The sequence below is a fragment of the Sorangium sp. So ce367 genome, from assembly GCF_051520455.1.
GTDB lineage: Bacteria > Myxococcota_A > Polyangia > Polyangiales > Polyangiaceae > Sorangium > Sorangium cellulosum_B.
In genome coordinates, this window is the sequence record NZ_CP150334.1 from 10,861,360 (window position 1) to 10,876,676 (window position 15,317).

Annotated in this window: 15 protein-coding genes; 6 read left to right on the plus strand and 9 right to left on the minus strand. The window is 70.8% G+C overall.

Annotated features, from left to right (window positions below):
- The first annotated feature begins 40 nt into the window (after positions 1-40).
- Positions 41-361: a hypothetical protein gene (locus tag WME97_RS41160; RefSeq protein WP_437545973.1), complete on the plus strand. Its 321-nt coding sequence runs from the start codon at positions 41-43 to the stop codon at positions 359-361.
- A gap of 191 nt (positions 362-552) precedes the next feature.
- On the opposite strand, the gene WME97_RS41165 is transcribed toward WME97_RS41160, so the two are convergent.
- Positions 553-1,932 carry a GH1 family beta-glucosidase gene (locus WME97_RS41165; RefSeq protein WP_437545975.1) on the minus strand — a complete coding sequence of 460 codons (1,380 nt, stop codon included), beginning with the start codon at positions 1,930-1,932 and terminating at the stop codon, positions 553-555.
- Positions 1,933-1,989: 57 nt separating this feature from the next.
- Entirely contained in the window at positions 1,990-2,193 is a 204-nt protein-coding gene (locus WME97_RS41170) for a CopZ family metallochaperone (RefSeq protein WP_437545976.1), read from the minus strand.
- 93 nt (positions 2,194-2,286) lie between these two features.
- Here WME97_RS41170 and WME97_RS41175 point away from each other — a divergent pair, with 93 nt between their 5' ends.
- Together WME97_RS41175 and WME97_RS41180 are read left to right on the plus strand one after the other, a co-directional pair.
- Positions 2,287-3,060, plus strand: a complete 774-nt coding sequence (locus WME97_RS41175) for a helix-turn-helix domain-containing protein (protein WP_437545978.1) — start codon at positions 2,287-2,289, stop codon at positions 3,058-3,060.
- Between the two features lie 23 nt (positions 3,061-3,083).
- Positions 3,084-3,512, plus strand: coding sequence for a membrane spanning transport protein (locus WME97_RS41180; protein WP_437545980.1), 429 nt, complete (start codon positions 3,084-3,086; stop codon positions 3,510-3,512).
- A 79-nt stretch (positions 3,513-3,591) separates the two neighbouring features.
- Here the strand turns inward: WME97_RS41180 and WME97_RS41185 are convergent, their stop codons facing one another.
- Positions 3,592-4,818, minus strand: coding sequence for an ROK family protein (locus WME97_RS41185; RefSeq protein WP_437545982.1), 1,227 nt, complete (start codon positions 4,816-4,818; stop codon positions 3,592-3,594).
- Between the two features lie 866 nt (positions 4,819-5,684).
- On the opposite strand from WME97_RS41185, the gene WME97_RS41190 reads away from it, so the two are divergent.
- Positions 5,685-6,389: a Kazal-type serine protease inhibitor domain-containing protein gene (locus WME97_RS41190; protein ID WP_437545984.1), complete on the plus strand. Its 705-nt coding sequence runs from the start codon at positions 5,685-5,687 to the stop codon at positions 6,387-6,389.
- 64 nt (positions 6,390-6,453) lie between these two features.
- On the opposite strand, the gene WME97_RS41195 is transcribed toward WME97_RS41190, so the two are convergent.
- Positions 6,454-7,197 carry a hypothetical protein gene (locus tag WME97_RS41195; RefSeq protein WP_437545986.1) on the minus strand — a complete coding sequence of 248 codons (744 nt, stop codon included), beginning with the start codon at positions 7,195-7,197 and terminating at the stop codon, positions 6,454-6,456.
- Between the two features lie 356 nt (positions 7,198-7,553).
- On the opposite strand from WME97_RS41195, the gene WME97_RS41200 reads away from it, so the two are divergent.
- Both WME97_RS41200 and WME97_RS41205 read left to right on the plus strand, forming a co-directional pair.
- Entirely contained in the window at positions 7,554-7,895 is a 342-nt protein-coding gene (locus WME97_RS41200; protein WP_437545988.1) for a hypothetical protein, read from the plus strand.
- On the plus strand, positions 7,892-8,473 hold the full coding sequence (locus WME97_RS41205; protein WP_437545990.1) for a hypothetical protein: 582 nt from the start codon (positions 7,892-7,894) through the stop codon (positions 8,471-8,473). Before WME97_RS41200 ends, WME97_RS41205 begins: the two co-directional genes overlap by 4 nt.
- A 206-nt stretch (positions 8,474-8,679) precedes the next feature.
- Here the strand turns inward: WME97_RS41205 and WME97_RS41210 are convergent, their stop codons facing one another.
- The 5 genes from WME97_RS41210 to WME97_RS41230 form a co-directional block, all read right to left on the minus strand.
- A complete protein-coding gene (locus WME97_RS41210; RefSeq protein WP_437545992.1) occupies positions 8,680-9,597 on the minus strand; it encodes a metallophosphoesterase in 918 nt (305 codons plus the stop codon).
- 303 nt (positions 9,598-9,900) lie between these two features.
- A complete protein-coding gene (locus WME97_RS41215; protein ID WP_437545994.1) occupies positions 9,901-11,004 on the minus strand; it encodes an alpha-hydroxy acid oxidase in 1,104 nt (367 codons plus the stop codon).
- Between the two features lie 212 nt (positions 11,005-11,216).
- A complete protein-coding gene (locus WME97_RS41220; protein WP_437545996.1) occupies positions 11,217-12,254 on the minus strand; it encodes an expansin EXLX1 family cellulose-binding protein in 1,038 nt (345 codons plus the stop codon).
- Between the two features lie 57 nt (positions 12,255-12,311).
- Positions 12,312-13,676: a hypothetical protein gene (locus WME97_RS41225; RefSeq protein WP_437545998.1), complete on the minus strand. Its 1,365-nt coding sequence runs from the start codon at positions 13,674-13,676 to the stop codon at positions 12,312-12,314.
- Between the two features lie 519 nt (positions 13,677-14,195).
- Entirely contained in the window at positions 14,196-15,110 is a 915-nt protein-coding gene (locus WME97_RS41230) for a hypothetical protein (RefSeq protein ID WP_437545999.1), read from the minus strand.
- Between the last annotated feature and the right edge of the window lie 207 nt (positions 15,111-15,317).

Genomic DNA, 15,317 nt, shown 5'->3' on the forward strand with positions numbered 1-15,317 from the left:
CGACAGGCGGCGCGCGGACGACAAGGACGAAGGATCAGGAATGAGCGACAAGACGAATGAGGAGATCTACAGGGCGTATCTGCTGGCTTACGCGTGCAGCGGCGACGCCTCGAAGGTCGCGGTGCTCCAGGACGCGCGCCCGCTGACGGCGGTGGTCGCCGCCGCGCTCGCCCTGGCCGAGCGGGACCGCCAGGCGAGCGAGCCGCCGGACACGTGGGATTCCCTGAGCGAGCGCCTGCAGGCCATGTTTGATGGGTTCGATCCGCACGGGTACGACCTGGCGGGCGGAGGCGACGAGTCGCTCGAAGACGAGGACGAAGACGACGAGGACGAAGACGGCGACGAGCCGATCGCCTCCTGAGCCGACCGAGGCGCTTCATCGAGGAGCGGCCGCGCAGCAGGCGCCGGCGACACGGCCATTCGCCCGGCGATCACGGGCGGATGGCCTGCTGTTCCGTCATTCGAGCAGGGTAGGGTGAGTACCCCACCACCCGCCGTTCAGCCGGCTCGTGTGCCGCAGAGTTCGAGGCGCGGCGCGCGACGCTGCCCCGCTCACCCCCCGAGGGTCGCGCCGTTCGAGGCGATGACCTCACGATACCAGTGAGCCGAGTCCTTGAGCACACGCTTGCCCGTCGGGTAGTCGACGAAGACGAGGCCGAATCGGTGTTTGTAGCCGTGAGCCCACTCGAAGTTGTCGAGGATCGACCAGTGGAAGTAGCCGTTCACCACCGCGCCCTCGGCGATCGCCCGGCGGAGCTCGATCAAATGACGCGCCATGAAATCGATGCGCTGGGGGTCGTGCACCTTCCCGTCGAGCGAGATCCAGTCCCGGGTCGACAGGCCGTTCTCGGTGATCACGATGGGCCGCTTGTACCGCTCGTAGAAGAATTTGGGCCCCCAGTAGAGGCACTCGGGGGTGACCGACCACTCGAACGCGGTGATCGGGTGTCCCACCGGGTGGGGCACCACCTCGGCTGCGCCGTTCGCCCCGGCGCGCACCGGGACTCCCCAGTACACGTTCACGCCGCAGAAATCGACCGGCTGCGCGATGATCTCCATGTCGCCGCTCCGGACCTCGGGCAGCTCGTTCGCGAACAGGCGGAGCCCGTCCTCGGGGTACCTGCCGAGGAACACGGGATCCATCCACCACGTGTTGGTCCACGTGGTCCGCGCGTTCACCGACCACGTGGCCGCGCGCGCCGCCTCCAGATCCTCCGGCGACGAGGTCGCGGGGTATTTCACCTGCGCGACGGGCGCATAATAGACGTTGCACCTCCCGGGGCTCGCCGCGCGGATGGCCTGCACCGACTTGCCGTGCGCGAGCAAGACGTGGTGGCAGACCCGGAGCACCTCGGCGAAGCGCAGCCGGTCGCCGGGGGCGTGGCGCCCCTCGTAGTGGCCGGCGCCGGCGAACACCTGAGGCTCGTTGAGCGTCATCCAGTCCTTCACCCGATCGCCGAGCTTCCTGACCACGACGCTCGTGTACTCGGCGAACCAGTCGGCGCTGTCGCGGTTCAGCCACCCGCCCTTGTGGTAGAGCGCGAGAGGAAAGTCCCAGTGGAACAGCGTGATGTGGGGCTCGACGCCCGCCTCGAGCAGCGCGTCCACGAGGCGATCGTAGAACGCGAGCCCGCGCTCGTTGACGGGGCCCGTGCCCTCCGGGAGGACGCGCGGCCACGAGGTGCTGAGTCGATAGGCGCGGAGGCCGATGTCGCGCATGAGGGCGACGTCCTCCGGGTACCGGTGGTAGTGGTCGCACGCGACGTCGCCCGTCTGGCCGTTCCACACGGCGTCCGGCTTCCTGCAGAACATGTCCCACACGGACGGCCCCTTGCCGTCCTCGTGCGCCGCGCCCTCGATCTGGTACGACGCCGCGGCGGCGCCCCACAGGAACCCTTCCGGAAAGCCCTCTTCGCTCTGCTGTCGCGTCATGGTGGCCGCCACCATACCAAAGGCGGCCGCGTTTCGGCGCCGCGGCGCACCGCGGCGTCAGCCAGCGTCGCGCGCCTCGTAGCCGGCCTCGCGCACGGCCGCGAGGAGGGCCTCCGCCGCCGCGCTCCCCTCGACGACCGCCTCTCCCCGCTCGAGGCTCACCTCGCTCACCCGCGTCACGCCAGGGACCTTCGTGAGCGCCTTCGAGACCGCCTGGACGCAGTGGCCGCAGGTCATCCCTTCGATAACGATTCTGCGCATCTCCCCCCTATGCCCGCTCGAGGCAGCAGCGTCAACGAGGCACGCGGGTTGCGGCGGTTGCGGCGTCCACGCCCGCGTGATGTGCTCTCGAGCGTGACTGCCCTCGAGCACACGGCGCTTGTCGGCCACGGCGGCGTGCACATCGTCGAGGGCGCCGGGGGGACGCGCCGCCATGCGCTCCACCTGGTCAAGCTGGTGGTGCCGGTCGAGGGGCCTCTCGAGATCGAGGCCGAGGTCGGGCGGCCGTTCGAGGTGCGCGCGCCCGTGCTCACCGGCGCCGGGGTCGCCCATTCCATCGGCTCTCCCGGCGCGACGGTGACGACCTTCCTTGCGCCCGAGGGGCTCGGCGCCGGCGCGCAGGCGGCCGCCCGCGGGCGGGTGCTCGTCCTCGAAGGCGCGCAGGCCGAGCGGGCGCGCGCGGCGGCGCGCGACGTGCTCCGTGGCCGGCTCGATCACGCGGCGACGCACGAGCTCATGAGGGCGTGCGCCGGTGCATTCGCGCCGGGCGGCCCGCCGGTCGATCGCCGCGTGCTCCGCGCCATGCGCCGCCTGGCGGAGCAGGCGCCGGGCCGCCCCGCGCTGGGCCCGCTCGCCGCCGCGGACGGCCTCTCCCGCTCGCGGCTCTCCCACCTGTTTCACGGCGCCTTCGGCCACCCGCTGCGCGATTACGTGACCTTCCTTCGCGTGCTGACGGCCATCCGGGCGCTCACGGACGGCACCCCGCTGGCGCAGGCGGCGCTCGCCGGTGGCTTCCACGACCAGGCCCACCTGACCCGCGCGATCGTCGCCACGCTGGGCCGCACACCGGGCTCGATCGCTCGCAGCCGCTTCGTACAAGCCGAGGCCACACGGCCGGGCCCATGGTGATCCCCTGAACCCAAGGAGGATCCATGCCCCCCCGCGCTGTCGGCGCAGCCCGCGTCGCCCTCGGCCTCATCGTCCTGCTCGGCGGCATCAACGGATTCGTGCGCATCGTGCCGGTCCCCGAGCCGCTCCACCCGTTCGTCCAGCTGCTTGTCGACAGCGGCTACATCTATGCTGTCAAGGTCGTCGAGATCGCCGCCGCGGTCCTGCTCCTCCAGGGCCGCCGCCGTCCCCTCGCGCTCGCGCTGTTATGGCCGGTCGTGGTGAACATCGCCCTGTTCCACCTGCTGCTCGACCCCCGCGCCGGCATCAACGCCGTCGTCCTCCTCGGGCTGCTCGGCGCCCTCACCTGGCATGATCGCCACGCGTTCGCGCCGCTCCTCGCCGAGGGGCGGTCCGGGTCGCCCGCCCCGAAGGGCGACCCGGCGCGCGGAGAGCGGGCCTCGCTCGCCTAGAACCCGATCCAATGCGCGCTTCGGGAAACCAACAGCAGAGAAGAAGACCGCCGGCGGACCCGCGCGGCGGCGCCGGTAGCTACGGCGCGCTGTCCTGGAGCACGCCGTCGGGCACGAGGCGGAGCGAGCGAACCGCGCCCTCACGCGCGAGCAGGAGGGCGCCGAGCACGCCGGCCTCGCCGCCCAGCGGAGAGGCGACGACCGGCACATCCCCGCCGCGGACGGCGTGGCGCGGCAGCTCCTCGCGCACGCCGGCAAGCAGGATATCGGGCGCGGCCAGCAGCTCGCCGCCCAGCACGATGAGCTGGGGGTTGAGCAGGTTCAGCAGGACCGCGATGCCGCGCGCGAGCTGCGTGCCCGCCTCGTGGAAGATCGCGCGGGCGCTCTCGTCGCCGGCGAGCGCCGCGCTCGCGATGGCGCTGACGGCGTGCGGGCGGGCGAGCGCGGCGAGCTGGGGTGAGCGCGCCGACGCCGCCTCCGCGGCGCGCCGGAGCGCCATGACCGAGGCGAACGTCTCCAGACATCCGCGGCGCCCGCAGCCGCAAGGCGGGCCGTCGTCCGCAATGCGGCAGTGGCCGATCTCCCCGCTGTATCCCTGCATCCCGAAGAACAGACGTCCATCGGCGACGAGGCCCGCGCCGACGCCGAGCCCGACATAGATCCACACATACGACGCGTGCCCCCGCGCCGCGCCGAGCTCCCCTTCCGCCACCGCCGCTGCCTGAGGCAGGTTGTACACAGGCACCTGCATGCGAAGCGCGCGGCTGAGCTCCGCGCGCACAGGGAACCGCTCCCAGCCCAGGTTGGGCGCAAGCACGCAGACGCCGCTCGGCCGCTCGATGAGCCCAGGCAAGACCGCACAGGCGCCGCGCAGCCTCTTCCGCGGCACCCCACTCAGCTGCAGCACCTTCGGCAAGAGCTCGACGATATCGCGGACCGTCCGGTGCGGATCGCGCAGGACGGTGGGCTGCTCCAGCCGCGCCCGCAGCCGCCCGCGGGCGTCAGCCACGGCCACGGCCGTCTGCTCGACACCGATCTCGATGCCGAGGAAGGCCGCGCTGTCGTCGTTGAACTCGAGGAGGCGCGCCGGGCGCCCGCCGCGCGATTCGGTCCCGACATCGCGGACGCTGCCGCTGTCGAGCAGCTCCTCGATGATGGCCGAGACCGTCGGCTTGGTCAGCCCGCTCAACCGCGCGAGGTTCGTGCGGGAGATCGGGCCGTGCTCTTGCACGAGGTCGAGGACGAGGGAGCGGTTGAGCTCCCGAGGGGTGCGGTTGTTCGCCGTCTTGTCGTTGGCACGGACCATTCGAGCAAAACCAGACTTAGCCGTCCTCGCGCAGCAAAAGCAAGGGGGGTCGCAGCCGAGCTGTCACGAAAGCGCGCGCGGCGAGCGCTTCACCCGTGGTTCCCCGCCTCACCCGTGGTTCCCCGCGCTTCCGCCCTCTCCTCGCACGTCTTCCGCACGTCTTCCGCACGTCTTCCCGCTTCCTCTCGCGCACCGCACGCATCGCTGCCTCGACGCCCCGCCACCTCGCGGCGCGTCAGAGCTGCTTATGTCAGCACCACAATCGTCGCTGCCCGGACGGCCACCGGCGCAGCGCCCCTCCCGCCTTCCACGTAGCAAACTGCCCCGCTTCAGGGGATGGGCTCCTACAGCCCGCACCCCCGTGTGGCGGAACGCCGCATCGCCGCAGGTGAGATGGAAACAGGGAGCGCGCGCGCTCCTCTCGACGTTCGACCCGCCCGGACCTGGCGATCGCCCCGCTCCCCGCTCCCGCGAGGCCGCGAAGATCCGCGGCGGGCGGGCTCATCTCTTCTCCGAGGGAACACCGATTGCAAACGACAACGGGCAACGAACGACAAGCGGGGATGACAGACGGCAGGCGCTCACCGGCAATCGACGCTCAATGAACGACAAACGGCAAACGCGGAAAGCGAGCAAACACCGAGTCGATGAGCGAAGACGCCGTGGGGCGTGAAGGAGAGCGTTCGTCAAGGCGCTGGAGTCCGGACATGCCGACGCACTGTCACCCCAGGTCGAGCCAGGGCTCGACGCGTTGGAGGACACGGCGACATCGCGCAGCGACGCGTTGCCCAGCTCGCGCGCGATGCGCATGGCCGAGGAGACGCCCGGAGCGCCGGGCCGCTTCCTCACGAGGAGTTTTCACGATCATGAAGATGACACATGTTCTGGGTGCAGTGTTCGCTGTGACGCTCGCCGCCTGCACGGCGACATCCGATGATGCCGAGGTCGCGGATCTCGCGGATGCGGAGGAGACCTGGGCCGCGGAGGGCGCGCTCGCGGTGAGCGACGTGGCGGAAGTACCGGCGTATTTCGAGCGCGAGAGCGGATTCACCCGCGCGCGGCCCGGCGGCATGTGCGGGGGCATCGCCGGTATACGCTGCGCGGCGGGCCTATATTGCGACTTCGCCCCCGAGGCGAACTGCGGCGCGTACGACCGGAGCGGCGCGTGCAAGCTCATGCCCGACGCGTGCCCGCAGCAGTACGATCCGGTGTGCGGCTGCGATGGCCGCACGTACAGCAACGGCTGCGTCGCGGCCACGGCCGGCGTCTCGGTGAGGAGCGCGGGCGAGTGCGGCCCCACGATCGTGGGGATCGGCGAGAGCTGTGGCGGCTTCACCCTCGGCGGGCCGCGCGTGTGCGGCGAGGGGCTCTACTGCAAGTACGCGCCCTCCGCGATCTGCGGGCGCGCGGACGCGTCCGGCACCTGCACGGAGAAGCCCGAGGTGTGCACGAAGGAGCTCGCGCCCGTGTGCGGCTGTGACGGCCAGACGTACGCCAACGCTTGCACGGCGGCCGCGAGCGGCACCTCCGTCGACGCGCGGGGCGCGTGCGTGGACGCGCCGATCGAGTGAGCGAGATCGCCGCCCCGCTCCGCGGCGGATCGAGCGCGAGGAGCGCGGGCGGCGCGGCGCGCGTTCACGGCTTCTTCTCGACGGACTGCACGTCGAGCTGGATGAATTGACCGACGTACGGCTCGGGCGCCGGGGGGACGCCGTCCACGACCAGATGCTTGAAGTTGGCGATGCTGGTGTGATTCGGATCCTCGCCCTTGAAGGACACCTTGGATCCGCCCCGGATCGGAATGGTCTTCGTGTGGTCGATCTTGAACGTGTCGTGCCCCACGGTGGGGTTATCGTTGAGCCAGTAGACCTCGGCCGGGTCGGAGACAGAGATGCTGTAGCGGTTGTACGTCGCGTTGTCGGGTGTACCGCCCACGCGGAAGTGATTGCCGTCGGACGTGCCGCCCTTGTAGGTCTCCGGCTCGACGACGCCGCGGAGCCGGACGGTCACCAGATAGACCGTGTCGGGCGAGCCGCCGAACGTCTTGGTCTCGTCGACCAGCGCCGAACACGGACACTCGTCGCTGTTGCCCGGGTCCCGGTCGCACGGCATCTCCCAGCGGAAGCCGTCGATGCTGTCGGCCGCGGCGAGCAGGTTTTCTTCTTCGCCGCCGCTGCCACCGGCGCCGCCGCTGCCGCCGGCGCCGCCGCTGCCGCCGGTCCCGCCGCTGCTGCTGCTGGAGCTCACGCTGCTGGAGGCGCTCGTGCTGGCGGCCGTCGAGGCTCCCCCGCCCGAACCCGCAACGCTCGTCGTGCTGGAGCTGGACTGGTCGTCGGCAGGGGGGTCGGCGTCGGAGCCGCAGGCAAGAAGGAACAACATCGCAGGAGCTACGATCAGAGAGACTCTCATTTTACACCAGTCCGGCGAGGGCGCCGGCAGTTAAGGCTGGGGACGCGAAACGTGGTTGCCCAGGTATCGCGCCTCGTTCGCGTGGCCAGTTCAGGTTCGTGAGCGGCCCGGTACCCTACCGGACGAAGCCAAAGGAGGATGGGCGCGACCCCAAATGTGAACGTTCACATGTCGGGCGTCAATGCGAATCGACCGACCCGCGGGGTTCCTCGAGCGCGCGGGGGGCGAGACCGAGGACATGGGCCTGCGCTCGCGGTAGGATGCCATGGCGTCCGGGGGCGCCGCGCTCCGTCGCGCCGCCTTCACGCTTTGCAGCGAGGTTGAACGTGAGATCGTGGATCTCTGCCCGTCGAATCCTGTGCGTCATCCTGGTCGCGCCGCTCGCCCTCGGGATGGGCGTCAGCGAGCAGGAGTTCCTGTGCGAAAACGCGGCTGCGCATCTCGAAGAGTGCTGTCCGTCGTTCGCCGCGACTCCCGCGCTCTGCCAGCAGAACGTCGGCTGTAACGGGAACGAGGAGCTGTGGCTCACGGCCGACGAGAGCCGGTGCATCCAGGAGAGGGAGTGCGGCGATCTCGTCGCGAGCAACGTCTGCGAGCAGGCGGCGGCGCGCATGAAGCTCGCCGAGGGGGGGAGCGCAGGCGTCGCGCGCCCGGTGGTGTGTCAATGAGGCGGCGTATCCGCTCGTCGAGCCGGCGATGGGGCGGCGCGGCCGCGCTCTGCGGGCTCCTCGCCCCGGCCCTCGCCAGCGCGCAGGAGGCGCCGCCGGCCGCGCCGCCTGGGGCGCCCGCACCCGAGGGCCCGGCGGGGTGGAAGCGCGGCTTCGGCGTCAAGCTGCACGCCGGGGGCTCGTGGCAAAGCTTCTATTCCCTCGCCATCTATGGAGCGAGCTTCGGCGCCGCCGCCGGGGGCACGCTCGAGCACGTCGCGCTCTGGGGGGGGTTCGAGGGCTTCGTCGGCGCTACCGAGTTCGGCCTCCCCGCGCGCATGTTCCGCCCGAGCTTCGCGGTGGAGACCCACCTCGGCGATTTCCGGCTCGGCGGAGGCGCTGGCCTGCTCCTGCTCGCGGTGACCCGCGCGACGTCAACGTCGTCCATGACCTCGACGGCGTTCGGGTTCAGCGGGCACCTGAGCTACGACCTCGTCACCCTCGATCAGCACGCGATCTACCTCGAGGCTCGGATGAACGTCGATCTCGCCTCGGCGATCCTCTGGGGGCCCTCGGGAGCCCTGGGCTTCCGCTACTGAGTTTATCGACCAGGAGTCCGGCCGGGGATCCAGGGAGAGATTTCAACGCAAAGACGCAAAGTCGCAAAGTCGCAAAAATACGTGAGATTTATTCTTTTTTGCGTCTTTGCGCCTTTGCGCCTTTGCGTTAAAATCTCTTTTCACTCGCCAGACATATCGCTGGCAGGCTGTCCGATCCGCGCAACCGGAGACGGCCTTCGGCGCCGCTACGGCTCTCCGCCGCCGACGCTGCCCTCGCCGCGCCGGTGCACCCGCGCCCGCCGCTCCCGGTTCCTCGCCACCTTCGCCGCGCGGCTCGCCATGAGCTCCGGCGTCGGCTTGCGCCCGAGGTGCGGCACCTGCTCCGTGTGGTGCTCGTCGAACGACCCCGGCTCGCTGCCGAGCTCGAAGACCGCGACCTCCCGCTGGCCCCGCTCGCCGAGGCGCAACGGCATCACCGCCGCGCCGATCCCCGCCCCGACGTAGACCGCCCCCTGGCCAGGCTCCCCCCGCTTGCGCGTGCCGTAGAGCCCGTGAATGTACCGGTGCCCCGCGATCTTGCCGATCGAGAGCTCGTTCAGGCGCGCGACCGTCACCTGGCCGGCGTGCGTGTGGCCCGACAGCACCAGCGGGATGCCATGGCGCCAGAGCCCGTCCGCCTCCTCGGCGATGTGCGAGAGGCCCAGCGTCGGCAGATCGCGCCGCATCCCCTTCACCGCCTTCTCGAGCGACGCGTGGCCCGTATACGCGTCGTCGAGCCCCACCACCTGGAGCCGCTCATGGCCCAGCGTGATCACCGTGCTCGCGTTGCAGAGCACCGCGGCGCCGCCCCGCTCGAGCGCGCGCTTCACCGCGTCGGCGCCCGACCAGTGATCGTGATTCCCCAGCACGGCGATCACCGGCGCCTGGAAGCCGCGCACCACCTCTTCCAGCTGATCGAGGTAGAGCTGGCTGTGACACACGAAATCGCCCGTGAGCACGACGAGGTCGGGCCGCTGCAGGTTCGTCAGCGCGACGGCCGCGCGCTGCACCCGCACCGACGTCACGCGACCGACATGCTGATCGGTCAGGTGGGCAATCCGGAGCGACGACATCTGATCCAGGTAGGCCGCCGGCCCCGCGAAACGCCGGAGCCGAATCCCCATGGCCGGGTCCGCTCCCTCGGGCGCGGGCTCCCCCCCGGAGGCGCCAGCGCCTCGCGTGAAGAGCCTCCGCCACCGCTCCCTCGCAAGTACTGCGCTGCTCACGATGGCCGAGTGTACGGGTGAGGCTGAATGGCCGCCACCTTTTCTTTCGTCGAAGACGCCTTGACACCTCGATTCAGCGGACCGCGGCAATGCATCGACGTGACCGACGTGCGCGTCGCGATCGCCGCCGTCCGCCGCCTGGCCGCACGCGGGACAGCGCCGATCTTGGAAAACTCCGCGCTCGTGCGACTCAGGCATCCATCATCGCGCCTGAGCTCGTCGGACCAGGTCGCGATCGATGGATGCCAGGGTAGGACAGCCGGCGAGCGCCATGGCGTTCGAGAGCTCATCGCGCAACCCCGCGAGCACGCGCGCGACGCCCTCGCCGCCGAGCGCGCCGAGTCCCCACAGGACTGGGCGTCCGACCAGCACCGCGCGGGCGCCGAGCGCGATCGCCTTCAGCACGTCGGTACCCCACCGGATACCGCCGTCCATCAGCACCGGGCACCTGCCGGCGACCGCGTCGGCGATCGCAGGGAGGGCCTCGATCGTCGCGGGGGCGCCGTCGAGCTGCCGCGCGCCGTGGTTGGAGACGACGACGCCGGCCGCGCCCGCCTCGAGCGCGCGGACCGCGTCGTCCGGCCTGACGATGCCCTTGAGCAGAATAGGGAGCTTCGTGAGCGAGGCGAGCCACCCGACGTCGCGCCATGTCAGCGAGGCGTCATGTCGCGAGGCGACGTAGGACGCGAGCAGAGAGCCCCGCTCCTCGGCCGGGGCGGCCGCCGCGGCGTCGATGAGGTTCGCCATCACGAGCCCCTCGGGCAGCGCGAAGCCGTTGCGCACGTCCGCTATCCGGCGGCCGAGGACCGGTGTGTCGACGGTCAGCATCAGCGCCCGGTAGCCGGAGGACTCGGCCCGCTCGACGAGGGCGCGCGTGAGGCCGCGATCCTTGTGGACGTAGAGCTGGAACCACTTCGGCCCTGGAGACGCGCCCGCGACCGCCTCGAGGCTCGTCGTCGAGAGGGTGGAGAGCGTGAAGATGGTGCCGAGCTCGGAGGCCGCCCGCGAGGAGGCGATCTCACCGTCGGGGTGCGCGAGGCGCTGATAGGCCGTCGGCGCCACGAGGATGGGGAACGGCACCCTCGTGCCGAGCACCGTCGTGCTCATGTCCCGCTCGGCCACGTCGACGAGGACGCGGTAATGGATCTCGAGGCGGCGGAAGGCGCGCCGGTTCTCGCGGAGCGTGCGGCCCTCGTCGGCGCCTGATCGGTAGTAGTCATAAGCCATCTTCGACAGCCGGGCGCGCGCTGCGCGCTCGAAGTCGTCGACGGTGAGCAGCGACGGGGCGGGGCGAGGGTCTTGCACGGTGTTCTCCTGGAGATCCCGGCGGCGCGTCCCGACCGCAGGGAGCGGCCATCCTACCAGCTGGCCCCGCGACCAGCCGGCTGGCGAGCGCGCTTCCCCGCAGCCCGGCGCGGCCGCGACGCCCGCGGGAGCCCGGCCGCTCCGGGCGAGGGGCGCGTCCACCACCGGGCCTCCGGGCGGCCGCCCTCGAGCAGGGGGCGCAGGCCTCGGCCTCAGTTGCAGGCGGCGAACTGCCCGCTCGCGGGCTGGTTTCCGGCCTTGAGCTCCAGCATCGCTTCCACGGTGGAACCGTTGATGTCGGTGACGCGGACATGGTACGGCGCATTCCCCATGTTCCCATCGCCGACGACGAAATAATTGTACGGCTCCCGCGTGGCCGTCTTCCACGTGCCGTTGATCTCCACCTCCAGCTTCTCGATCGGGTGCGCGTGCCCCTCGACGAGGATCTGGTTCCAGTTCTTGTTTGTCGGCTCCTTGAGCCGGAAGGAGACTGCACCCGTCGTCGGGCACGGGATGTACCGCCACGAGATCTTCCCCGCCGCGCCGCCGTTCGTGGTCCCCAGATACCCTTCGCGCTCTTCGCCGATCTTGAGAAAGGCGTTCTTGCTGAGATCGATGTGGCCCGTCTTGCACTTCGGGTTCGTGCCGATCGGGCACTGGTCCACGACCATGGCCTGCACCTTGCGACCGTCGTCCCGGGAGACCTCGACGCACGCGCCGCACATCGCCGCCGCGTTGTAGTCGGCGGTGTTCATGGCGGCGAAGTACTGGCCTCCGCCGAACGGGACGTGCCCGACGACGTCCGGGTTGCGTCCGACGATCGGGTAACTGCAGTTCACCTCGGTCGAGCCCATGTCGAGCGTGTAGAAGGTGATGGATCCGTTCGCGTACTCCGCGGGATAGTCGCAGCTCACCGGCTGGCTGCCCGTTCCCGTCGAGGTGGTCGCGCCGGTGCTCGTGGCGCTGGGCTCGCCGCCGCCGCCGCCGCCGCTCGTCGAGGAGGTGGAGCCGGTCGTCGTGGAGCTGCCCGGGCCAGCGCCCGCGCCCGCCGTGACGCCGTCCCCGCCCCCTTCCCCTGCGCCGGCGCTGGCACCGACCGCGCCCGCGCCGCCCGGCCCGCCGGCGGCGGACGAGGCGCTCTCCGCGCTGCCAGCGTCACCGCCGCCGCCGTCGCTGCAGCCAGCGACGCCGAGCGCGATCAGCGACACGAGCGGCCATGAAATGCCCTTGGGCAAATAACCTAGCTTCATCTCGACTCCTTAAGATTTACGATAGGGATGGATTCGCGAATCCACGCGGTTGGCTTATCACGGCCCCGCGGCGCGCTGCTCGATGAAGGTGCCGGCCGCGTTCGTGTACGCGATCCACAGCGAGCCGCCGCGATCCGCCTCGATCGCCACGTGCTTGAACGACTTGCCCTCCACCGCGACGCAGCGCGCGTGAAACCGCCCTTCGCCGTCGAGCTGCCCGAGCTCGAGCGCGTGGCGCGCCCCGGGCTCGCGCGAGACCGGCCGGACCCGGGCCACGTGGATCGGCGAGACGCCCTGCGTGGCCGCGATCGGCGCGGGGCTGAGCCCGTTCGGGTAGAGCGACCAGACCGCGGGCATGTCGTCGCGCGGCGCCTCGTCGACGCGGATCGCCGCCATGCCGAACGCCGAGATGTCCTTCGCCGCCGGCAGGAGCACGTACGCAGGCCCCGAGGCGCCGATGGCGAGCGCGCCGCCCATCCGCGATTCCCCCGCGTCGCCGACGAAGACGACAGCGTCAGGGCCGATCTCGAGCTTGCCTTCCGCCGTGAGCCCCAGCGTGCGGGCGTGCACCGGCGTCAGCGCCGAGCGCGCGTCGATGTACATCGCCAGCGCGCCTCCCTTCCAGGGCGACAGCGCGACGAAGGTGGCGCCGCTGCCCTCCTCGGAGAGCGGCACGGCGGCCCCGTCGTCGAGCACCGCAAAGGCCTGCGTCACGGCGCCCTCGGTCGTCTTCCGATCCGAGAGGAACGCGAGCAGCGTGTGCCCTCCGGGCAGCGCGACGGCGGAGATCCCCGTGCCGCGGCGCCCGGCGCCGATGGGCGGCCCCTCGCCGCCGCCGAGCGGGGTCCTCCGGATCGTGCCGCCGTGATCCATGCAGTACACGAACCGGGAGGCCATCACGCACGCCGGCCACGAGGCGCGCGCTGGATCGCCGCTGCCATCCCCGGCGTCGGGCGCGGCCTCCGCGGGCGGAGAGCCTGGCGCGGTGAGCCCGCCGAACGACGGCGCGACGTGCTGCGCCACGCCGTCGCGGTTGAAGATCACCCGGAAGTCGGCGCGCTCCGCCTCGTCGGGAGACCAGAGCAGCGCCGGCCCCCGGAGCGAGAGCGAGAGCGGCCCTCGGCGCAGCGTGCAGCCTGCGCCCAGCGCGGCGGCGTCTGGAGCTGCCGCGTCTGGCGCGGCGGCGTCCGAAGCTGCAGCGTCTGCCGCTGCTGCGTCCGGTGCCGCCGCATCCCCCACCCCCGCGTCCAGCGACGGCGCGCTCGGAGCGCTGGCCGCGCTCGCGGTGGGCGCAACGGAGGGCGCCGGCGTTGCAGCACCCGCGTCGGGCGCCGGCCCGGCGCCCGGCGTACCCGAGCCGTCACGGCAGGCGGCGAGCGCCGCCAACACGAGCACGCGCGCGCGCAGGGGGGGATAGCTCACCACCGCAGCCCGACTCCGAGCAGGGCCTGGATGTTCCCCGAACGCATGCGGAAGCTATCGGGCGAACGGCGTGTAGCGTCAACCCGGGAGGCATCGCCGGATGCCGTGACGTTCGAGCGCGTCGCACCGAGTCGAGATCCAGGGCTCGGCGAGGGAGGCCCAGAGAACACAGCACCGCTTTCCGCTCGGCAGCCTCTGCGCCTATCCGATGCAACCTCCCTGAACGGTCAGCGCACCTGGCGATGAAGATTGAGCCATCAAGGCGCCAAGGACGCCAGAGAAACGGAGAGATCTCCGCCTCGTGGCGTCCTTCGGCGCCTCGACACCTGATCATGCCCGTGGCCCGTCGAACGAAGGGGAAGTCCACGCGAAGGGCGAAAGGTGTTTTCTCGCCACATCTGGCGATGCCGGTCGCGCGAAGTAGATGTGCGCTATGCCTGAAGATGTGCCGCTACTCGCACCACCGGTACACCGCAGCGGGCAGCGTCTCCGGAGAGATCCTTGCTTGACCGGCACCGCTCAGCTGGGGTCGTCGAGCACCTCGGCGAGCGACGCGGCGACGACAGCCCGCTCAAGCCATCGTTCCAGAGTTTCCGGGTTCTTCTCGGCCAGGATGCGCTCCCGCGCCACGTCCGGAACGGCGATGCCTCGAGCCCGGAGCGCGATCAGCACAGCACGCGCCGCCTCCTCGGCACGGCCTTCCTTTCGCTCCTCGGCCCGGAGGTTCCTCTCGTAATCCTCGAACCACGCCCGGATCTCTGCGCTCACCTCGTCCTCCTCGTCGCTCGCCGGCTCCTGTCTTCCGAGCCGGAAGTGTACCAGCAATGGCTTGGCGATGCTCTTCTCCCAGGCATCGTCCGGCAGCGCCGCCAGATCCGCCAGCGCCTCACGCAGGAGGCGGCCCGAGCCGAGCAGCCGCAGGAGCAGCGTCGCGCGCGTCCGGGGCAGCTCGGCGAGCACCACGACGCGCATCGCCAGGCCCGGCACGGCGTGGTAGACGCCTGGCTGCACCGGCTCGCATCGGTAGGCGTCGAGCACCGTCTCAGGGCGCCCTGGGCCGATGACGACCAACGCAGGGAAGTCCACCCCCGGCTGCGGCGGCGCGTCGACGTCCTCGTCCGACACGATGGAGCCGGACGCAGAGCGGGCGCGGCGCTCGAGCTCGTGATGCCACGTGAGCTGCTTGCGCAAGCACTGGCGGATCAGACGAAGGCTCGGCGTGCGGTGAAACGGCTCGAACAGACTCGGCTCCGCCGAGAGCTCGCCAAGCAGGCCCATGCCGGCGCGCTCGGCGTGCCGCGCTGGATCAGGCACGCTGTAGACATCGATTTTCTGTGTCGCTGCCAGGACCTCCACCTCGGTCTCCGCCGCCGAGACGAGGCTCAGCCCGTCTCGCAGCAAGCTCTTGGAGAACTGGTCGGAGCGGTTATGCATCGGAGCGCGACTCTAATCCATGCAGACAGCACGAACCACCAGCAATCGACGCGGGAGAGACGAATTAAACGCTCCAGAAATCATCACAACCAGCGAGCGACAAACGCAACGTCTCACTGAACAACAACCGCTTACGGACATGGGAAGCCAATCATGCAACAATCGTCTTCGATCGTTGCGTTCACGGCGACGCCGAGATCGACAGGG